Source organism: Flavobacterium sp. MMLR14_040 (genome assembly GCF_033657265.1).
Taxonomy (GTDB): Bacteria; Bacteroidota; Bacteroidia; order Flavobacteriales; family Flavobacteriaceae; genus Flavobacterium.
Map to the genome: position 1 here is coordinate 1 of NZ_JAWVWO010000005.1, position 19,638 is coordinate 19,638.

Below are 19,638 nucleotides of genomic sequence, written 5' to 3' on the forward strand. Positions count from 1 at the left end.
TGTGTATAAGAGACAGGGGTTATGTTCATTGAGACTTTTAGAATTCAGACAAAAAAAGCGTTAAAAAAACATTTCTTGTTTTTAACTTAATTTTTGGAAATGTTAAAATATTTTATATTTTTATCACGATAAACGATGAAAAGCCCCACTTAGTCGATTATTTTGAATGGATTTAAATAATTTTAAAACTAAACATATGACTCCTAACCTACAAATCGAACTTAGACGTTTTATTTCTTCTAATGTTGTTTCTAAATTAAATAAGTTTTATTTCGAAAATGATGCCCTGTTAATAAAGGGAATTGATGTTTCAATCGGAACCGTTCTAATGGGATTATACAATAAAGCCGAGGAGTCGGGTTTTTATAAAAACATAGTCACACTAATAGAAGATAATTCAACATTTTACGGTGAAGTTGACTTTACTTCAGGAAGAATTTTATCAGTAGATGATTGTTACAGAATCGAAGGAAACGAGTTACTTAAAGAAATTTTCAGCAATAAAAAAGGAAGAATTTCTGAAATGATCTCAAATGAAGTTGGAATTAAAAGTGAAACAGCACGTGAAATCCTTAATTTTTCTGCACTACTAGTTGTTTCTTATCTTAAAAACAATTCACAGTTAATTAAAAATCTGAAATTATTGTTAGAAGATCAAAAACGTGATATTTTAAACAGTATTCAGCCGGGAATAAAAATTATACTTGGATTCTCTTGCCACGAAACTGTTGAAGAAAAAAACCAGGCAATGGGAAGATCTGTTTTCACACTTTTTGGACATAATTTTTTCTAGATTTCCGTATACACATCCTATACTTAAATAAAAAAAATCCCATTTTACCAAAGTAAAACAGGATTTATATTGCTTAATTTGAAGCGTTTCTTAGACGTTCTTCAAATTGATAATTTCTTGCTCGGTCAAAAAACGCCAGTTACCTCTTGGTAAATTCTTTTTGGTTAAGCCAGCAAATGATACACGATCGATACGTAAAACATCATAGTCAAAGTTTTCGAAAATAGCACGAACCACTTTTACATTTGATGAACGCAGTTTTAAGCCAATTTCGCTTTTAGGTTCATTATCAATATAACTAACCTCTTCAACAAACACACGATGTCCGTCAAGAACTAAACCTTTGCTGATTTTTTCTAAATCTTCAAATTTTAAATTTTTGTCTAAAGAAACCTGGTAAATTTTAGACGATTTCTGGCTCGGTAAAGTAAATTTACGAATCATATCAGTATCGTTCGTAAATAATAATAAACCGGTTGTATTCTTGTCCATTCTTCCAATCGGAGCAATTTTTGCCGTAGTTGAACCACGTACAAGTTCCAGAACGTTACGATATTCCTGACCTTCATCAAGAGCAGTTGTAAAGTTTTTAGGTTTGTTTAACAAGATGTATTCTTTCTTTTCAGGAGTCAAAGTAACGCCGTCAAAATTTACAACATCGTTTAATTTTACTAAATAACCCATTTCAGTAACCGGAACGCCATTTACTTTAACATTTCCAGACTGAATATATATATCGGCATCACGACGAGAACAAACACCTGAATTTGAGATGTATTTGTTCAAACGAATTTCGTCAGATGCTTTTTGTCTTTTCGGAGCCTGATTCTGTTTTTTGATTTTTTCTGCCTTTTCTTCTTCAGCAGCCTTAACAGCAGGTTTCACTTTTTTCGGCCCTTGCGCACGTTTCGCCATAGGAGGTTTTGGCTTGCTAGAGTTTGATCTTGAGCTATTTGGTCTCGATCCGCCTCTTTTATTATTGCCTTCCTTATTGTTCATAAATTCTGTAATTTGTGCAAAGATAGTTTATTCTTGCTAAATAATCCTAAGTTCATTGTTCTTAGATTAATAGCTACCATTTTAAGTGCTTCTGGAGCATCACAAAAGGCTTTTTTTAAACATGGTTTCCCGCTTTTCACTTCAATCTTTTATTTTTTAAAGGAAAAAATAAAAGGATTTCCGTTTCAATCGGGGCTAGTTTCAAACATTAGGCTTCTTTTTAGATATTTTGAAAAAGCTATTTCACAAAGATCCACAAAGTATTCCACGGAGATTCACAAAGAGCAAAAAAAAATCCGAGTAAATCTGCCTAAATCCGCATCATCCGCGTGCCATTTAAAACCCTAAAACCGGGAAATCAAATTCTTCCCATGCCACAAAACACTAGGATTAATTAAAACAATGCAAAAAACACCCGAAACAATCAGGAATTTTAAAACATTATGAAGCAGTAAATATTGTTCCTTAGAGTTTGATTTCCATAAATAAATCAGAAAAAACAACATGGCAATAAAACAGATATAAAAGTAAATGTCCATATAACCCACATCATAAATATTAACCAAAACATAAACCGGAATCACGGTCATAAAAGTCAAAACCGTAATAATTTGTTTTGAAACCGTTTCGTTATACAATATCGGAATCGTTTGATAATCGTTTGCCAAATCACCTTTCAGATTTTCCAGATCTTTGATCATTTCCCGAATCAGTAAGAGCAAAAACAAAAACATGGCATGTGCCGAAATTACAGCAAAATGACTCATGTGATTTTCGATTTCTTCAAATAAAATCTTGTTATAGAAGTACAATAAAATCGCAAAAAAAGGTACAACAGCCAGCAAAGCCGAAGTTAAATTGCCAATAATAGCGTATTTTTTTATTTTATGAGAGTAAAACCAAATCAGGAAAATATAAGCTGAAAAGAACAAAAAAGCACGCCATGAAACAATTAGGGCCATTAATACAGCCAGGAAATTCAAACTAAAATAAACCGATAGTTTTGTTTTCTGGCTCACCAATCTATCGAGCATAGATTTGTTTGGCCTGTTGATTAGATCTTTCTGACTGTCGTAAAAATTATTTATAATATAGCCGGAAGCAATTGTAACCGCAGAAGCAAAAACAATTAAAAACAAGTTGAAATCCAGTAAAATATCAAGGGCTCTTTTTTCCGGAGCCAATATAAAAATGGCCGATAAATATTGCGCCAAAACAATAATAGGAATGTTGTAACCTCTTACTACAGAGAACAGACCAACAATTTTCATTACTAAAAGTTTGTGCTGTCTGCTTAACATTTTTTGATTTAAATTTTGGAATTGAGGTCTAATTTAAGATTTTTTACTGTAGGAAACAGGAGATCAAAGTTTATTTTTTAATAATTCTTTAGAACCGTAGCCTAATTTTCTAATACAGGCCAAAGCTTGTTTTTGCGAGATTTCAACTTCTTTGATATCTTTTTTTTCTACAAAAACCACAGAACCACTCCACGGATTTGGAGCATCGGGAATAAACACGGCAGATTTGTTTTCGTCTATTTGCTCAATCAAAAATGCAAATTGCAAGCCCGCATCTGTAGGAACTAAAATGACTTTTAAATCCTCGTTGGATTCAAATCCCATTATGTTCTCATTCATTTTTTTCATGAACGAATAACCGGGAACAAAGCTTAAAATTCCATTTTCTAATCTGTGAATCAATTTTTGTGCGTAGGTAGTTTTAGCGATTAGACCAGCAGCAAAACAAATAATCACAATAATTAAAATCGCGACAATTTCTTCTATTGCCAATCCTAAAACTTTTACTTTTGGAAATTGATTTACAATTGGATTTGTAATTTTTTGAATAATACCAAATCCCTTTTCTAAAAGAATAAGCAATAAAATTAATGGCGCTAAAAATAGAATTCCTCCTAAAAAAGTTGCTTTAATAATTTTTAAAATGCTTTTCATATTAAATAACTTTTAGAGTGTAATTTAGAAAAGGATATTCAAATAAGCGTCATTTTTAAAGCGGCTTATTTTTTTAGAATTGGTAAACAACTTCTAATTTGTAATCTTTCAAAGATGCTTTAGCACGTTCTAAATCTTCTGTAAAACCCAGAATATAACCACCACCGCCAGAACCACAAAGTTTCAGGTAATAATCGTTTGTGTCAATTCCATTTTGCCAGATTCCGTGAAATTGCTCGGGAATCATTGGTTTGAAATTATTTAAAACCACTTTAGAAAGCTTTTTAGTATTGGTAAACAATGATTTCATGTCGCCATGCAAAAAGTTTTCTACGCAGGCATCGGTATATTTTACAAATTGGTTTTTAAGCATCGTACGGAAACCTTTGTCTTTTAGGTTTTCCATAAAAATGTTTACCATTGGTGCTGTTTCGCCAACAATTCCGGAGTCTAATAAAAATACAGCACCTTTTCCGTCAAAACTTTGAGTGGGAATTCCGGTTGCTTCAATATTATCTTTAGAATTTATTAAAATTGGAATACTCAAATAGCTGTTTAAAGGATCTAAACCAGAACTTTTTCCATGAAAAAAGCTCTCCATTTGAGAAAATATATTTTTTAATTGCAACAGTTTTTCACGAGTTAAATTCTCTAAAACTGTTATTTTGTGTGTCGCATATTTGTCGTAAATAGCAGCAACCAAAGCACCGCTGCTGCCCACTCCGTAACCTTGTGGGATACTTGAGTCGAAATACATTCCCGTTTCAACATCATTTTTCAACGTTGCCAAATCAAAAGAAACCAATTCGGGCTGTTCTGTCTGTAACGTTTCAAGATAAGTTACATAACGTTTTAAACTTGCGTTTGATGCGATTGCTTCTGTCGAAGGATCTTCGATTTTCTTCAAAGCACCATTGTAAAAATTATAAGGAATAGAAAGTCCTTTAGAGTCGCGAATAATTCCGTATTCTCCAAAGAGTAATATTTTTGAGTAAAATAATGGTCCTTTCATGTTTATTTTATGTCTTTCTTAATTTTATTTGGGTCTTGTCGTGTGTCGAAAATGGCGTGGATTCTAATTTCATTTGAACCAAAACTATACAAGAGACTTGATTGTTTTGTTACGACACATTTTCGATATTTTTTATTTATTGATGATTTTGGAAAAATTTCAGGATTCATGCTAATTATTGAAATAGCTTTTTGAAATTTCACCAGAAATATTTCTTTCGATTTTTTAGACCATCTTGCTTCAATAAAATTTAAAACAGCATCTAAATTCTCTTCAGCTGTTTTTGAAATATTTATTTTAAGGTTCACTACTTATATTTTTTCATCACATCTTCAAAGCTTTTAAATTCGCCTCTTTCAAATTCTAATTCACTTTGAGCGACATCTTCTTTCTGGGCTTCTGTCAAATCATCCCACCAATCTTTTTTCTCCTGTCTTAGCAATCTTGCAACAGCCATAATAAGTGACGGATCATTAGTTTGCTTCAACATATCCAGTGCCCTGAGTTTCTCTAATTGAATGTCCATAACCTAAAATTTTAATTAAAGATACAAAAATTATTGCTTCATTGAACCTTCTCCAATTTCGTCGCAAATGTACTGACCATTCTGACAAAATACAACTAATTCGTCCTGAATAAATTGAAGTGCTTTTTCGCTAACGTTTTCGGGATATAAAACATGAACATTCGCGCCCGCATCCAATGTAAAACAAACCGGAATTTTGGTTTCATTCCTGAATTTCCAGATCGCATTTATGATCTGCAAAGTGTTTGGCTTCATCAAAATAAAATACGGCATAGACGTCATCATCATGGCGTGCAAAGTCAAAGCTTCGCTTTCTACAATTTTAATGAATTCGTCTAGATTTCCACTTTCAAAAATGGAAATTAACTGATCCAGATTTTCATGCGCCTGTGCAAAACGTCTTTCGGCATACGGGTGATTGTGCATTAAGTCGTGCCCAACGGTACTGGATACTTGTTTTTCGCCTTTATCTACCAGTAAAATAGTATCCTGATAATTCTTGAAATTGTTATGAATTGCATACGGAAATTCAACTCCATACAAATCAGTACTTCCTTGAATGTTCGTCTGATTTCCCCAAACCACAACATTTCCTTTTACGCTTCGGCAGGCACTTCCAGAACCTAAACGGGCTAAAAATGATGCTTTTTGGTAAAAATATTCCTCTGTCATTTCAGGATTTAATTCTTTCTCCAAACTCATGAAATTCATTGCCAAAGCCGCCATTCCAGATGCCGAAGAAGCAATTCCGGAACTATGAGGAAAAGTGTTTTGAGTATCAATCGTAAAATGATAGTCTTTCAAAAAAGGCAGATAAACTTCTATTCTTTCTAAAAACTTCTGAATTTTTGGTTTAAAATCTTCTTTTGGTTTTCCTTCAAATAATAAATCAAAAGAAAAAGCACTTGTCATGCTGAGCGAAGTCGAAGTATCTCTCTTTTCAAAACCCAATTTCGTAATCGTTTTACAATTATTCAAAGTGAAACTTACCGAAGGATTTGCCGGAATTTGATTGTCTTTTTTCCCCCAATATTTTACTAATGCAATATTGCTGGGAGCGCTCCATTCAAAGTTTCCGTTTTCGATTGTCGAAGTATATTTTTTAGGAATAAAATCAGTTGCTGTAAACATTAATTATAAAATTTTGGCAAAGATAGTTTTTATACTATTTCACCATATAAGTTATATAAGAAAATGTAAGTAAGGTTCAAACTAAAATGAACTATATGGTTTCAAATATCTTTTAACTATTTTTGATGAAAAATAAATTAGAATGAATAAAACAGTCAAAATCGCTATAGCTCTAATCGTTTGTTTATTGGTAGGATATTCTGCAAGTGTGGTTACAAGACCAAGTGTTGAAAGTTGGTATCCAACCTTAATAAAACCAATTTTTAATCCGCCAAATTGGATTTTTATGCCAATGTGGACATTGCTTTATATTTTAATGGCGGTTGCTGCGGGACTGGTTTGGGATAAAATAAAAGAACAAAACGAAAAAGTTAAAAAAGCTTTAGCTTTCTTTTTAATTCAATTGACCTTGAATGCTATTTGGTCCTATTTATTCTTCGGCCTTAAAAACCCGATGTTGGCTTTAATTGAAATTGCGCTTTTATGGTTGATGATTTATGAAACGTATTTAAAATTCATCAAAATAAATAAAACTGCCGGTTATTTATTGATTCCGTATTTGGCCTGGGTTGCTTTTGCTGGGATTTTGAATGCTAGTATTTGGTGGTTGAATAGGTAAAAATTAGTTTTTAAATTCTGTTTTTAATTTCTTAAACATTTCATTTTTAGCATACAAAAAATCCATTGTAGTCAGGATATTATTATTTTCTATAAGTTTTGCTGATCTTGGGTCGGCGTCACAGAACTCAATAAATAAATCAACTTCTTCGGGTTTTAATTTTAGATCTTTGGTGAAAAAATCACGAGGAATTGATGCTGCTATAAGTTTTTTGAAAACAGTTTCCTCAGTTTTCTTTTTGACTTCTTCTTTATCTTTTTTAAATAAATTTATAAGTCCGGTTCCCATTCTGGTAAAGTCCATTCCATTTGCAATAGTTCCGTCGTAAACACCGGTATATTTTTGCAAAGATCTATTGTCTTTAGCAAATTTTATATCGTCAATGTCTTGTTGAGAAGAACTTATTTTATCAAATTTTATATTGGTTACAACAACTTCATTTAATTCCTCGGCTTTTATATTCATATTGACGGTAATATTGTTTTGGTCAATATTTTCCTGTGCTATTTTTAGTCGTGTAAAAAAGTAATCTTTAGCGAAAAACAATAAACTATCTTTTGCCTGAACAGCAATCGAAAATTCTCCCATTTTATTTGTTCTTGTACTTGTTTTGGCTGTTTTATTTATAACTTCTACCTTATCAAGCGGATAGTTGTTGGAAAAGACTCTTCCGTGTAATAATTTTTCTGTTTGAGAAATGGAAAGTTGGTAAATCAAAAAAGAAATTATAGTAAGTAATTTTACTTTCATTTGTATAAATTTATATCGTCTTAGTTTTTAGAATCCATTTTCATTTTCAAAAACTCTTGATTTTTAGCGATTAAAAAATCCATTAGAGACAAAACATTCGGGTGTTCTAATAGTATTTTAGATTTTGGATCGGTATTACAAAAGTTTATGAAAATTTCTTTTTCTTCTTGTTTTAGTTTTAAATTTTTGATGAAAAAATCTAGAGGACAAGAAGCGTTGACAAGTTTCTTAAAACGGTCGTCACGCGGCTCAATTTTTTTCTTGGGTTTATCAAAAATGGGGTAACTGAAATCTAATCCATTTTTAATCTTACCGTCATAAACAGTCACTTTTGAAGTTACTTCATCAAATTTCTTTCGAATTATAATTTTATTTATTTCTTCCTTATTATTAGCGATATTTTTAATTTCAGTTTTATTAAAAACAGATCTAGAAACTACGACATTATCCAATTCTTCGGCTTTCGGAGTCATTTCAACAACCAGATTGTTTTTTTCTAAATCTTTCAAGGTTACTTTCAATCTTGTAAATAAGTAATCCTTTGAATAAAACAACAAGCTGTCCTGCTCTTTTACCGAAATAGCAAACTCACCCAATTCATTTGTTCTTGTACTTGTTTTGGCAGTTTTGTTTATGACTTCAACATTTTTAAGTACCAGTTCTTGATAAATGACTTTTCCATGAAGTAATTTTTCAGTTTGAGAAATACTAACTTGATAAGTGAAAAAAGAAATTGTAGTGAGTAATTTTACTTTCATCTAATAGTTTTTAGTTGAAGTAAAATTATTAGAATCGTCTTAAGGAAAACTTAGCAAACCTGTAAATTCTTGTTAATTATAGTTTACTTACAAAGTTTTCGAGGACTAGTTCTTTAATAATAAAAAGATTTTGTTGCTGATTTTCAGATAGTAGAAGATCTGTTTTTGCACCAATTTTTTCATATTCAAAACACACAGCGATTGTCTCTATTTCATTTTTAGAAAAGGGATAATCGCTGTGATTTGTTTTTGTAATAAATGTTATTATTTTTAAATCAGATCAATAATAGATTTATTCTATACTTATTTTTTCTATTGCCCATTCTTTGGCTAGACCTGCTCCGGTTGCTTTTACTATTACAAATAAATTATTTCCAGCAGAATTGCTAAATACAAAAAATGGCTCGGCATCGTAAAACACTTTATTTGATTCACTTTTTGATACAAGAAATTGCTCTAAAGGTATCTTGTTTTTAAAACTAAGATTTGAGTCATTATACACATAAATGTAGGGAAGTTTCTTCTGAATCCAATTATTATCAGCTACTAGTAGTAAATAAAGATTGTTTTTTACTGATGAATGATCTAACCATTCAATAGGGGAGTATTCGTTCGTTTCAGTATTAATTGTACCGTTATATATCATATCCTGACTTCTAAGTTCGGAGGTTTTAAATACAGTTTTTCCTCTGGTAAATATTCTATTTCCATCTTCAGAAAACCATAGATTTCCGTTCATAATATAATCTCCATGATAAGGGGAATCGTAGCTGTATTCTGCATTTCCATTTTGAATATCATATTTCTCTATATCCATTGGAGATAAACCATTTTCTGCTCCGTATATATATTTGCCTGAGGGATGTAATCGTGCTTTATTGCCTTCGTAAATTTTTTCACCAATATGCTCATATTCATTATCATTTGTTAAGCTTAAATTTATGGATCTTATAACAGTCCATGCACCTTTCGCAGGAAAAACATATGCCCATTTATTGTTTCCAAGTACAATATCATTTGCGTAACAAGATACAGGATAAGTTTTTGTAATAGTTTTGTTAGTTAGATTGATATAAGAAATATGTCCATCATGTCCGGCAACTGCTGTTTTTCCATCAGGGGATAATGAAATGCATGTAGGCGTATATAATAACGGTATGCTTTCAGTTAAGCCAGTATTTGTCGATAGAATATTTACTGCAGCAGGACTTGCTGAGACATATATAAGCTGATTAGTAATTTTAGAAAATTCTGCATCGACAACATCAGAATTTAGTGTTACTTTTTGCTCTACAAAATTGGTTATGCTTACTACTATTGAATCTTTTTTATTATTGATATTTAGATATAATTTTGAATAAGATTTGCCATTTGGTAAGTTTTGTTTATCAGCCGTAACCCCAATTTCATCATGATTTAAGGAAGTAATAGCTCCCTCTTTTTTAGAAAGCTCGACATAGTTTTTTGAACTTGTTATAGTATAATTTAAAGGTGTTTCGCCTTGATTTTCAATATTAAGAACAAGTTTGTTATTGAAAATAGTAAAATTTAATGTGTCAGGTATCGAATAATTTGTCTCTTTTGTTTGTTCATTTGAATCATTAGTAGGACTAGAGCAACCAGTAATCGTTAACAATGTGATTAAGGCTAGTATAATTTTTTTCATATTTAGATTAAAAAGGAAATGTGAATATTAAGTGATTTTAATTTAAAAATATTAGTTGATATTGATCTTTTGAATTGCCCATTCATTAACTAAATCAGAATCAAGTGCTTTTGTTACTACAAATAAACGATTCCCAGTTGAGTTGCTAAAAATAAAATAAGGCACAGCATCATAAGTTTTTACGCTGTTTTTTTTCGTTTGATTGAAATATTTTTCCAAATCAAATTTATTTACATAACTAAGATCAGCATCGTTAAAAACATAAATATTATTCAATTTTACTGGATTCCATTGATCGCCATTTGAAAAGATTACATATAATTTTCCTTTTGAAGAAGAATGATCTAGCCAATTAACTTTATAATTATTTTCAGAAGGAATTTTACCATTATAGATACCATCTAAATTATTAAGTTCAGAGGTCTTTAAAACACTTCTTTCTCCAGTAAAAAGCCTATTGCCGTCTTCTGAAAACCATATGCCGGGAATAGAGTAGTTTTCTTCTTCGAAGTTAGATTCGTATCGATCATCAATATCTCCATTTTTAATTGTAAGTCGTTGAATATGACCTCTTGATGACGGATTTTGTGAATAAATATACTTGCCTGACGAATGCAGTCTTCCTTTAGTTCCCGCATAAACTTGATTGTATATACTTATAGGCATTTCGTAATTATATTCCAAATTCATATTAACGCTTTTTATATACGTCCATTGATCTTTTTCTGGAAAAACATATGCCCATTTATCATTTCCAAGAACAATATCAAGTGCAGAACAAGAAATACTATAAGTTTGGATTATTGATGGGTTTTTTAAATTAACATGTGTGATATGACCATCATGACCTACTACAGCGGTATTGCCATTTTGTGAAATAGAAATACATGTAGGGGGATAAGCTAGGGTAATTTTTTTTAATGACTCTGTATTAGAATCAAAAATGTTTACTTGAGCGGGATTTGATGAGACATATACTAACTGATCAGTTTGTTTTGAATATTCAGCATCTATAACATTTGTTTGTAATATTATTTTTTCTTCTTTGATTTTTTCAGAATCATTAGAGTCATTTTCACAGCTGTATATTGTAAACAAAAGTATAGCACCCAGTAATATTTTACGCATTTTTATGTAAGTTTTATCCTGTTTTAAAACGCAAATATAGACAAGTCTTTTGTAAAATAACTATAGAATTTCAATTAATTCTGAGGGATTATTTATTACTACTTTCGCACCGCTGGCAATTAATTCCTCTTCAGTTCTATAACCCCACGAAACTCCAACGGGAAACATATTTGCATTTACTGCTGTTTGCATATCAATATCAGAATCTCCAACAAACAGAATTTCTTCGGGTTTTAAATTCCATTTTTTGCTTATTTCTAAAGCTTCAAACGGATTTGGTTTTTTAAGCTCTTCAGTACTTAAACCAATGGCTGCATTAAAATGTCCCGGAAATATTTCTAGAGCTATTTTTTTGGTAAGTTCATCGGCTTTGTTTGAAAAAACGGCTAATTTAATATCACGTGAGACCAAGTCGTCTAATAATGCAATAATTCCTTCGTATGGTTTTGTTTTTATAGTACAAACTTCGCGATATTCGTTGATCATACAATCAAAACAAATTTCAATTTGTTCGTCAGAATTGTTTGATGCCGGCAATGCTTTGCTTACCAAATTTCGCAAACCGCTTCCTATGAAATATTGATAAGTATCATAAGTGTGAGTGGGATAATTTAAACCTGTAAGTACAGTATTCATTGCATCCGAAATATCTTCTAATGAGTTAACTAACGTTCCGTCTAAATCAAAAATAATTCCTTTAAATTTCATTCTATTAAATATTATTGGCCAAAATAAATCCGCTTGTCCAGGCATTTTGAAAGTTGAAACCTCCGGTAATAGCATCAATATTGACAATTTCCCCTGCAAAATAAAGGTTTTGGTGAATTTTACTTTCCATGGTTTTAAAATTGATTTCTTTTAAATCTATTCCGCCGGCAGTAACGAATTCTTCTTTAAAAGTACTTTTTCCGTTTACCTGAAACTTGGCTTTTGTCAATTGAGAAGCTAAATCTTGCAATTGAATTTTAGATAAGTCGGCCCATTTTGTTTCCGCTTCAATTCCCGAAGCTAAAACCAAACTTTCCCACAAACGATTAGGGAAATCAAATGGTGATTTTTTAGAAACTGCTTTTTTGGCGTGTTCCTGTTTTAAATCTTTTAGGATTTTCTCTGCATCTTCAGTTTCAACATCATTTAACCAATTGACGAAAATCGTAAACTGATAATTTTTATCGAATAAAATACGCGCTCCCCAAGCTGAAAGTTTTAAAATCGCAGGTCCGCTCATTCCCCAATGGGTGATTAATAAAGGCCCGGTCGATTCGAGTTTGGTGTCTTTTACGTTAACGGTAACCTGTGCCGCAACGCCCGGTAATTCTTTTATGCGTGAATCTTTAATATTGAAAGTAAATAGGGAAGGAACAGGGCTAATAATCGCATGTCCTTTTTCTTGAAGCATTTCCCAGATTTTAGGGTTGCTACCGGTTGCCATGACTAATTTTTCTGCAATAAATTTATCATTTTGCGTATCAATTTTCCAATGATTTTCTGCTTTGTAGATTGATTGTACGCTTTGTCCCGTTAAGACTTTTATGCCTAGTTTTTCGGTTGCTTTTAAGAAACAATCTATGATGGTTTGAGAAGAATTTGAAACCGGAAACATCCTTCCGTCATCTTCTATTTTTAATTCTACGCCACGTTTTTCGAACCATTCAATCGTATCTCCGGAACAAAATTGATGAAAAGGCCCTCGAAGTTCTTTTTCGCCACGCGGATAAAATTTGACCAATTCATTCGGTTCAAAACAAGCGTGTGTTATATTGCATCTTCCACCACCGGAAACGCGGACTTTAGAAAGCACTTCTTTTCCTCTTTCTAAAATGGCAATTTTTAGTTTCGGATTTTTCTCTGCAATATTAATCGCTGTAAAAAATCCTGCAGCGCCTCCGCCAACAATTAGTATGTCGAAATTTTGAATCATATTATTTGGTTTGCCACGAATTACACGAATTGGCACTAATTTTTTATTTGCCACAGATTTGACAGATTAAAAAATCTGGGTTAATCTGTGAAATCTGTGGCTATTCTTTAATTATAATCTATCTGGAAAATCACTAATAATTCCGTCTACTTTATAGCTTTTTATTTTTTGAATGTCTTCATCAGAATCTACTGTCCACGGTAAAACCAGAAATCCTTTTTCCTGAATTTCTTTGGTGTTTTCCTGATTTAATAATTGATAATCCGGATGAATGGCATGCGCTTTTATTTTTTCGGCGAAAGCCAAAGCTGTATCGAGATTTTCTTCTGTTAAAACACCAATGGCAATATTGGGATTTAGATTTCGAACTTCCTCCAACATATTCCAGTCAAAACTTGAAATAATGAAATGCTCATAATTCCAATTTTCATCCGAAATGTATTCTTCAATTAAAGACACAACCTTATTTGAAGTTCCGGTGCCTTTCAATTCAATATTGATTAGGCATTTTTTGTCTATTAAATCAAAAACTTCCTTTAAAGTCGGAATTTCGTATTGGTCGTCAATCAAAAACGATTTTAATTCGGTCAAAGATAAAGTATTTACAAAACCTTTTCCATTGGTTGTTCTGTCGATGGTTTCGTCGTGAATTACGATTATATGTCCGTCAGCGCTTAAGTGTACGTCGAGTTCAATTCCGTCAGCATTTAATTCTAATGCTTTTTGAAAAGATTTTAAAGTATTCTCGGGTTCGTATCCTTTTGCGCCGCGATGTGCTATTTTTAGCATTTTTTTTGTGAGTAAGTTTAACCGCAAAGGTCGCAAAGATTTACGCAAAGTGCGCAAGGTTAGGTAAAAAAAGTTGCCACGAATTTCACAAATTTACACCAATTAAATTCGTGATAATTTGTGTAATTGCTTCGCCTGTTCGCTAGCGCTCGGGTCGTGGCGAAAAATTTTCGGTTAAGCAAGTTCCAATAATACAAGTCCGTATTCAGAATCGATAATAGCTTTTCCATTTTGGACTTCTGTTTCTTGTTCTGAAAAAGCGTCTTTTAATTTGGTTCCATCTTCAAAAATAGAATCAACCGGAAGTTCTTTTCGACCAGTTCCTAAATCCAGGCCAATTACAACTTCATCTTTATAATTAACTTTAGTAAAACTTCGTGAAAAAATATACGGCTTATCTGAAATCATATTGTGTATTCCCGCTCCAACTGCAGGATGATCTCTGCGGAATTGCCCTAGTTTTTGCCAATGCCAAAGTATTCTTTGCGTTTCAGGATTACTCTGAACATCTTCCCAATTCATGAATGATCGTAAAGTGGCGTCGCCTTCTGTGCCTTCAATTTCTAAAGAACGACCCGTTTCGTCGCCATAATAAACCTGAGAAATTCCGGGAGAAAGCAGGAGTTTTGTTCCGGCTTCGAAAGTTCTGTTTCGATTTCCATCAAAAGGAGTGGGATCGTCGTGTGATGATACGTAATTTAGAACGCTAAAACTTTTCAGTTCATTTTGAAGTTTTGCTGAATATTTCGAAAAGATAAGTTCATAATCGTTTTGAGCATCGAGTTTAAATTCAAAATTAATCATGCAGTTAAAACCATTCTCGAAATAGTTTACTTTTCGATCTCCAAAATCATAATCCAGTCCGCTGCTTATTTCATAACCATAAACTTCGGCAATGGTATAAAACGGATTCTGATCTAAAACTTCAAGCGGATGATGCTTTTTCCAGGTTTCAAATGCATAATCGCATTCTTTTCTAAAGTCGACCCAAACATTTTCTTCAGTATGTTTTACGGTATCAGCTCTGTAACCGTCAATTCCGAATTCCAGAATATAATCGGTTAACCACTTTATGATGTAATATTTAGGTGTTCTGGGATAATTTGTTCTTTTGAAGAATTCATTTAACGAATTTATTTCTTTGTCATAACGGCCTTCCTTTTTCCATTTTTCGATTAAAAAAGATGGCAATTCAACTTCCTGATTACTTTCGGTCCTTACATCCGGAAGATTATCGACCAAAGTACACATCGTTGTATTTTCGAATGATTTATAATCGCAGACAATTCCGGTTCTAACCCAGTCTTCCGGCCACATCGGGTCTTCTTCCGTGACAGGTCCGGTGTGATTGATAACGCCGTCGAGCATAATTCTAATGCCTTTTTTGTGTGCTTTTTTAACCAGATTAGCTAAATCTTCTTTTGTTCCGAAGTTAGGATCTAATGCCGTCCAGTCTCTTGCCCAATAACCATGAAAACCATAACTAAGCCCGGTTCCTTCGTCAACGCCATCGTGAATTTGTTCGACAATCGGCGTAAGCCAAATGGCATTTATTCCCAATTCATCAAAATAACCTTCGTCGATTTTTTTTATAATTCCGATGATATCGCCGCCTTCAAATCCGCGTAATTTTCCCGGAGTTTTGGTTCGGTTGAAGTTTAAATCGTTCGATGGATTTCCATTGTAAAATCGATCGGTAAGTAAAAAGTAAACATTTGCTCCTTCCCAAACGAAAGGTGTTTTTGAAGTATTGTCTTTATTCATTGAAACTGATTTTGAGCCAGAATATTAAAGATAAAGAAAGGAAACCATATAATGTAAAAAACCGCCACGAATTCATGAATTTATTATCAGATATAATATAATGAATCTGCCGTAATCAGTGTAGTCCCAACGGGACATTTTCTGTAGTGTCTGTTGTTTTTACCAATATATAATCTCTACGAGATATACTCCGTAGGAGTTAAATATTGGTAGAAATATAATTTGTAAGTTCTCTAATGTCCCGTAGGGACTACACAATTTTAATCAAAAACAAAAACCGCCACGAATTCACGAATTTTATAAACAATAATTCGTGAATTCGTGGCGGAAATATAGTGTGTTAGATTTTACCGTTGTTAGACCTGACAGGTTTTAAAAAGCTGTCAGGTCTCTTTGAACATAAAAAAGACGCACTGCTGTGCGTCTCTACGATATGCGTTGTGTGAAAAAAAACTTTGATGTTTTATTCCAATTCTAAAACGACAGCCGATTTTGGCTCTAAAGTAATTTCAGTAGCTAAATCAAATGTTTTTCCGGTTAAAACATCTTTTCCTGACTTAAAGTTTTTGATGTTTTCTTTAAAACGATTGGTTTTAATAGTTTGGGCTGTAGCATTATTATTAAAAACCACCATCACCGTTTTAGTATCTGTATATCTGAAATAAACGTAATTATTATTTTCCGGAATATAATGTGTCATTTTTCCGAAGTGAACTGCTTCGTTTGTTTTTCTCCAATTGAATAATTTAGAGGTAAAATCGAAATATTTAGCCTGTTCAGGAGTTCTTCCTGCTGCAGTTAAGGCATTGTTTTTATCGCCTGCCCATCCGCCCGGAAAGTCCTGACGAATGTCTGCATCACCTTTGCTTTTATCACCGCCCATTCCAATTTCTGAACCATAATACAATTGTGGAATTCCGCGAACTGTAGCCAATAAAGTCATAGCCAGTTTGTATTTTGGGAAATCGTATTTAAACTTATCATTCATACGATCGGTATCGTGATTTTCGGCAAAAACTAAAATGTTATTGGTATTAGGATAAAGATAATCCATTGCAAAATTGTTGTAGAATTTAATCATTCCGTTGTCCCAGGTTCCTTCGCTTTCATTAAATGCAGAAACCATCTGACTTTGAAGTGTGAAGTCCATTACACTTGGCAAATTCGAATTGTAGTTTTCGATCGCACCAATTTTACTGTCTTTTTGCCAATACGCCAAATTCGCCTGATTGTGCATCCAGATTTCACCCACAATATTAAAATTTGGATATTCTGTTGTAATTGATTTTGCCCAATTTGCCATCGCCGTTGCATCAGAATAATTATAAGTATCTACTCTAAATCCGTCAAGATTGACAAATTCGATCCACCAGATTGCGTTTTGAGTTAGGTATTTTGCTACCAAAGGATTCCTCAAATTTAAATCTGGCATCGAAGGCACAAACCAGCCGTCAACACAAACTTCCTGATCTATTTTTGAAGCGTGAATATCTGTAATAACTTCGCGTCTATGGTGTGTTTGGGTAAAGTTTTCGAACTGATTGAACCATGTTTTAGTCGGAATATCTTTCATCATCCAGTGTGTAATTCCCCAGTGATTGGTTACATAATCCATAACTAGTTTCATGTTCTTTTTGTGCATTTCGGCAGATAAACGAGCGTAATCGTCATTTGTTCCGTAGCGAGGATCTATTTTGTAAACATCAGATTGCCCGTAAGTATGATACGAATGCTGTTTGTCATTGTCTTCGCATAAAGGCGTGCTCCAGATTGTTGTTGCTCCAAGAGACGAAATGTAATCTAAGTTTTTGATAATTCCTTCGATATCTCCTCCGTGACGTCCGCCTGGTTCCTGGCGATTTCCCTTTTCTGTTAAAGATGCGTCGCTGTCATTTTTAGGATTTCCGTTAGCAAAACGATCCGGCATGATTAGGTAAATCATATCCGAAGCATCGTAACTTTTTCTGTCTGCCGAATTTGCTCTTCTTTCTTTAAGCGAATATTTTTGCGTAAAAGCAACTTTATTTTTGATTTTGAAAGAGAAAACTAATTCAGAAGCTTTTAGGTTTTGCGTATCAATTGTAACAAAAAGATAGTTTGGATTTTCTGTTTTTTCTACGTTTTTAATCACAACATTGTTTGAAACTGAAGCTTCGTATTGTGCAATGTTTTTTCCGTAGAACATAATTTGCAACTCAGGATTTTTCATTCCTGCGTACCAAAATGGCGGTTCTACTTTTTGGATTTGCGCTTTCGCGGAAGCGGAAAATAATAGAACTAATAGGATTATTTTATAAAATGAATGATTGAATATTGTTTTTTTTGTATTCATAGTTGGTGTTTTTAAATTGTTATGTACAATTATTATTCATTATGCGGTAATGGCGGAGGAGGTGGAGGTATTGGTGGCATTGTTACTTCAGCACTTCCAAAAAAGAGTTCTTTTTTAGTTTCTTTTAACAAAAGACTTTGTTTTATATTATTTATCCATAGAGAAAGCGAATCTAATTTTTTTGGAGCTTCATAGCTGTGAACAAATATGATCTTACTTTTAAAATCTTTTTCAATATTTATAGCGTACTCACTTCCGTCGCAATAATCTTTGTAATATTCAGATTTATATTTAAATAGATTAATTTTCGCGATGTAATCAAATAGTTTTAATTTTTCTTTTTGATTGATAAGCGCGTAATAGTTTGTGTTATTTTGCGGTTTAGAAATGCTATCGTTGAATCTTCTTCGAATCCAATATTGTCTTACAAATACGGTATCTGATTCTGTAAATTTAATTGAATATAATTCGCTGAATGTTCCTGAAAAACTATAGTCAAATGAATCGAAGGCTTTATTTTTCTCATTGCAACTCAAAAGAGATAAACTTAAGAAAATGGCTATTGGTAAGGTTTTCATGATTTTAGATTTAATTACTTAGTTTGCAATTGAGAACGTAAGATTATTTAATCACAAGGAATTCCAAATAAATCTAAGCCATCAACCCAGAATTTTTTTATGGGTTTATCCTTTTTTACGATATAGATTGTTCTTCCGGGAAATTTACATTTGCTTTTGTCAGGATTTCTTCCCCACATAAAATCATCATTATAGGCAAAATAAGCATCTCCAATGTTGGCAAAAACCTTCGTTTTGATGTCGTCTTTATAATCATAATTTTTGCTTTCCTTTTCATCAAATTCCTGTATTTTTTTTTCAATGTCGAAATAACTTTTTTGATAGTTTATTTTTAATAATTGTTTTGAGCAAAGAAGAGGTTTGCCATTTTTTGTTGTATCAAAATTTTCGATTGGAAAAGCAATTATATTGGTGCGGCATTCATCGAGTCCGCAAACAACTTTGTTTATGGTTACTTTCGAGAATCCTTTTGTGCCATAAACGTAATAGTTTTTGTCGGTGATTTTTTTAATCTCGTTTTCTAATGTTTTGTTTCTTATGAGTTTATAAATCCCTAAAGTGTCATAATATTCAAAATTTTGAACTCTGGTGGTGTCTTGGTATAAAACATTATATAAAGAATCTTTTTTCTCTATTTGATTGAAAACTTCGTCAAATTTAGCGCCGTTATACGTGTTCTTTTCATGTAGATTGACTACAATTGCAGTTGTTGTTTTCGATAAAGCGTAAACACAATGAAGCGTTTTATCAATATCAATTTTATCTAAAGAATCTGATTCTGTGTGCTGAACAGCTGTTTTAGGAATCGTTTCGTTTTTCTGATGACAGGAAATCAATAAAAGACTTAAAAAGAGAGTTGTAATGTTTTTCATTTTATATGAATTGGTTAGGAAAGGCATGTTTTGATATAAATTCTT

Annotated in this window: 20 protein-coding genes; 2 read left to right on the forward strand and 18 right to left on the reverse strand. The window is 32.5% G+C overall.

The genetic code is table 11. From position 1 onward, the window contains the following. The first annotated feature begins 196 nt into the window (after positions 1 to 196). The gene (locus SD960_RS08570; RefSeq protein ID WP_318802256.1) at positions 197 to 793 is read left to right on the forward strand and encodes a DUF937 domain-containing protein; all 597 of its coding nucleotides are present in this window, start codon (positions 197 to 199) and stop codon (positions 791 to 793) included. Positions 794 to 883: 90 nt separating this feature from the next. On the opposite strand, the gene SD960_RS08575 is transcribed toward SD960_RS08570, so the two are convergent. The 7 genes from SD960_RS08575 to SD960_RS08605 form a co-directional block, all read right to left on the reverse strand. Next, positions 884 to 1,792 (reverse strand): pseudouridine synthase, encoded by a 909-nt coding sequence (locus tag SD960_RS08575; RefSeq protein WP_318802257.1) that lies wholly within the window; start codon positions 1,790 to 1,792, stop codon positions 884 to 886. 344 nt (positions 1,793 to 2,136) lie between these two features. Beyond that, positions 2,137 to 3,093 (reverse strand): geranylgeranylglycerol-phosphate geranylgeranyltransferase, encoded by a 957-nt coding sequence (locus SD960_RS08580; RefSeq protein ID WP_318802258.1) that lies wholly within the window; start codon positions 3,091 to 3,093, stop codon positions 2,137 to 2,139. Positions 3,094 to 3,156: 63 nt separating this feature from the next. Beyond that, the gene (locus tag SD960_RS08585) at positions 3,157 to 3,747 is read right to left on the reverse strand and encodes a DUF502 domain-containing protein (RefSeq protein WP_318802259.1); all 591 of its coding nucleotides are present in this window, start codon (positions 3,745 to 3,747) and stop codon (positions 3,157 to 3,159) included. Between the two features lie 73 nt (positions 3,748 to 3,820). Beyond that, positions 3,821 to 4,759, reverse strand: a complete 939-nt coding sequence (locus tag SD960_RS08590; protein WP_318802260.1) for a mevalonate kinase — start codon at positions 4,757 to 4,759, stop codon at positions 3,821 to 3,823. 2 nt (positions 4,760 to 4,761) lie between these two features. Then, the gene (locus SD960_RS08595) at positions 4,762 to 5,067 is read right to left on the reverse strand and encodes a type II toxin-antitoxin system RelE/ParE family toxin (protein ID WP_318802261.1); all 306 of its coding nucleotides are present in this window, start codon (positions 5,065 to 5,067) and stop codon (positions 4,762 to 4,764) included. Further along, positions 5,067 to 5,285 (reverse strand): hypothetical protein, encoded by a 219-nt coding sequence (locus tag SD960_RS08600; RefSeq protein ID WP_318802262.1) that lies wholly within the window; start codon positions 5,283 to 5,285, stop codon positions 5,067 to 5,069. The genes SD960_RS08595 and SD960_RS08600 overlap by 1 nt, the downstream gene beginning before the upstream one ends. A 30-nt stretch (positions 5,286 to 5,315) precedes the next feature. Continuing rightward, positions 5,316 to 6,416: a diphosphomevalonate decarboxylase gene (locus tag SD960_RS08605; protein WP_318802263.1), complete on the reverse strand. Its 1,101-nt coding sequence runs from the start codon at positions 6,414 to 6,416 to the stop codon at positions 5,316 to 5,318. A gap of 142 nt (positions 6,417 to 6,558) precedes the next feature. Here SD960_RS08605 and SD960_RS08610 point away from each other — a divergent pair, with 142 nt between their 5' ends. Continuing rightward, complete coding sequence (locus SD960_RS08610; protein WP_318802264.1) at positions 6,559 to 7,035, forward strand: TspO/MBR family protein; 477 nt, start codon at positions 6,559 to 6,561, stop codon at positions 7,033 to 7,035. A gap of 3 nt (positions 7,036 to 7,038) precedes the next feature. Here SD960_RS08610 and SD960_RS08615 read toward each other — a convergent pair whose 3' ends face one another. The 11 genes from SD960_RS08615 to SD960_RS08665 all read right to left on the reverse strand — a co-directional run bounded on the left by SD960_RS08615 (position 7,039) and on the right by SD960_RS08665 (position 19,593). Then, a complete protein-coding gene (locus SD960_RS08615) occupies positions 7,039 to 7,785 on the reverse strand; it encodes a hypothetical protein (protein ID WP_318802265.1) in 747 nt (248 codons plus the stop codon). 20 nt (positions 7,786 to 7,805) lie between these two features. Then, on the reverse strand, positions 7,806 to 8,543 hold the full coding sequence (locus SD960_RS08620) for a hypothetical protein (protein ID WP_318802266.1): 738 nt from the start codon (positions 8,541 to 8,543) through the stop codon (positions 7,806 to 7,808). Positions 8,544 to 8,835: 292 nt separating this feature from the next. Then, a complete protein-coding gene (locus SD960_RS08625; protein WP_318802267.1) occupies positions 8,836 to 10,209 on the reverse strand; it encodes a hypothetical protein in 1,374 nt (457 codons plus the stop codon). 51 nt (positions 10,210 to 10,260) lie between these two features. Beyond that, a complete protein-coding gene (locus tag SD960_RS08630) occupies positions 10,261 to 11,337 on the reverse strand; it encodes a hypothetical protein (RefSeq protein ID WP_318802268.1) in 1,077 nt (358 codons plus the stop codon). 60 nt (positions 11,338 to 11,397) lie between these two features. After that, the gene (locus SD960_RS08635) at positions 11,398 to 12,045 is read right to left on the reverse strand and encodes an HAD family hydrolase (RefSeq protein WP_318802269.1); all 648 of its coding nucleotides are present in this window, start codon (positions 12,043 to 12,045) and stop codon (positions 11,398 to 11,400) included. Between the two features lie 4 nt (positions 12,046 to 12,049). Next, positions 12,050 to 13,258, reverse strand: a complete 1,209-nt coding sequence (locus tag SD960_RS08640; RefSeq protein WP_318802581.1) for an NAD(P)/FAD-dependent oxidoreductase — start codon at positions 13,256 to 13,258, stop codon at positions 12,050 to 12,052. A gap of 111 nt (positions 13,259 to 13,369) precedes the next feature. After that, on the reverse strand, positions 13,370 to 14,047 hold the full coding sequence (locus tag SD960_RS08645) for a glycerophosphodiester phosphodiesterase (RefSeq protein ID WP_318802271.1): 678 nt from the start codon (positions 14,045 to 14,047) through the stop codon (positions 13,370 to 13,372). Between the two features lie 174 nt (positions 14,048 to 14,221). Then, positions 14,222 to 15,811 carry an alpha-amylase family glycosyl hydrolase gene (locus SD960_RS08650; RefSeq protein ID WP_318802273.1) on the reverse strand — a complete coding sequence of 530 codons (1,590 nt, stop codon included), beginning with the start codon at positions 15,809 to 15,811 and terminating at the stop codon, positions 14,222 to 14,224. Positions 15,812 to 16,274: 463 nt separating this feature from the next. After that, on the reverse strand, positions 16,275 to 18,143 hold the full coding sequence (locus SD960_RS08655) for a glycoside hydrolase family 13 protein (RefSeq protein ID WP_318802274.1): 1,869 nt from the start codon (positions 18,141 to 18,143) through the stop codon (positions 16,275 to 16,277). A gap of 32 nt (positions 18,144 to 18,175) precedes the next feature. Further along, positions 18,176 to 18,721, reverse strand: coding sequence for a hypothetical protein (locus tag SD960_RS08660; protein ID WP_318802275.1), 546 nt, complete (start codon positions 18,719 to 18,721; stop codon positions 18,176 to 18,178). A 47-nt stretch (positions 18,722 to 18,768) separates the two neighbouring features. After that, positions 18,769 to 19,593 (reverse strand): hypothetical protein, encoded by an 825-nt coding sequence (locus SD960_RS08665; protein WP_318802277.1) that lies wholly within the window; start codon positions 19,591 to 19,593, stop codon positions 18,769 to 18,771. Positions 19,594 to 19,638 lie beyond the last annotated feature (45 nt).

What these genes read in the sequence shown, in the direction of transcription:
- SD960_RS08600 (WP_318802262.1), bottom strand. Translation starts at nt 5,285, where the DNA reads ATGGACATTCAATTAGAGAAACTCAGGGCACTGGATATGTTGAAGCAA.
- SD960_RS08605 (WP_318802263.1), bottom strand. Translation starts at nt 6,416, where the DNA reads ATGTTTACAGCAACTGATTTTATTCCTAAAAAATATACTTCGACAATC.
- SD960_RS08645 (WP_318802271.1), bottom strand. Translation starts at nt 14,047, where the DNA reads ATGCTAAAAATAGCACATCGCGGCGCAAAAGGATACGAACCCGAGAAT.
- SD960_RS08620 (WP_318802266.1), bottom strand. Translation starts at nt 8,543, where the DNA reads ATGAAAGTAAAATTACTCACTACAATTTCTTTTTTCACTTATCAAGTT.
- SD960_RS08665 (WP_318802277.1), bottom strand. Translation starts at nt 19,593, where the DNA reads ATGAAAAACATTACAACTCTCTTTTTAAGTCTTTTATTGATTTCCTGT.
- SD960_RS08660 (WP_318802275.1), bottom strand. Translation starts at nt 18,721, where the DNA reads ATGAAAACCTTACCAATAGCCATTTTCTTAAGTTTATCTCTTTTGAGT.
- SD960_RS08655 (WP_318802274.1), bottom strand. Translation starts at nt 18,143, where the DNA reads ATGAATACAAAAAAAACAATATTCAATCATTCATTTTATAAAATAATC.
- SD960_RS08575 (WP_318802257.1), bottom strand. Translation starts at nt 1,792, where the DNA reads ATGAACAATAAGGAAGGCAATAATAAAAGAGGCGGATCGAGACCAAAT.
- SD960_RS08615 (WP_318802265.1), bottom strand. Translation starts at nt 7,785, where the DNA reads ATGAAAGTAAAATTACTTACTATAATTTCTTTTTTGATTTACCAACTT.
- SD960_RS08570 (WP_318802256.1), top strand. Translation starts at nt 197, where the DNA reads ATGACTCCTAACCTACAAATCGAACTTAGACGTTTTATTTCTTCTAAT.
- SD960_RS08650 (WP_318802273.1), bottom strand. Translation starts at nt 15,811, where the DNA reads ATGAATAAAGACAATACTTCAAAAACACCTTTCGTTTGGGAAGGAGCA.
- SD960_RS08590 (WP_318802260.1), bottom strand. Translation starts at nt 4,759, where the DNA reads ATGAAAGGACCATTATTTTACTCAAAAATATTACTCTTTGGAGAATAC.
- SD960_RS08585 (WP_318802259.1), bottom strand. Translation starts at nt 3,747, where the DNA reads ATGAAAAGCATTTTAAAAATTATTAAAGCAACTTTTTTAGGAGGAATT.
- SD960_RS08580 (WP_318802258.1), bottom strand. Translation starts at nt 3,093, where the DNA reads ATGTTAAGCAGACAGCACAAACTTTTAGTAATGAAAATTGTTGGTCTG.
- SD960_RS08640 (WP_318802581.1), bottom strand. Translation starts at nt 13,258, where the DNA reads ATGATTCAAAATTTCGACATACTAATTGTTGGCGGAGGCGCTGCAGGA.
- SD960_RS08630 (WP_318802268.1), bottom strand. Translation starts at nt 11,337, where the DNA reads ATGCGTAAAATATTACTGGGTGCTATACTTTTGTTTACAATATACAGC.
- SD960_RS08610 (WP_318802264.1), top strand. Translation starts at nt 6,559, where the DNA reads ATGAATAAAACAGTCAAAATCGCTATAGCTCTAATCGTTTGTTTATTG.
- SD960_RS08625 (WP_318802267.1), bottom strand. Translation starts at nt 10,209, where the DNA reads ATGAAAAAAATTATACTAGCCTTAATCACATTGTTAACGATTACTGGT.
- SD960_RS08635 (WP_318802269.1), bottom strand. Translation starts at nt 12,045, where the DNA reads ATGAAATTTAAAGGAATTATTTTTGATTTAGACGGAACGTTAGTTAAC.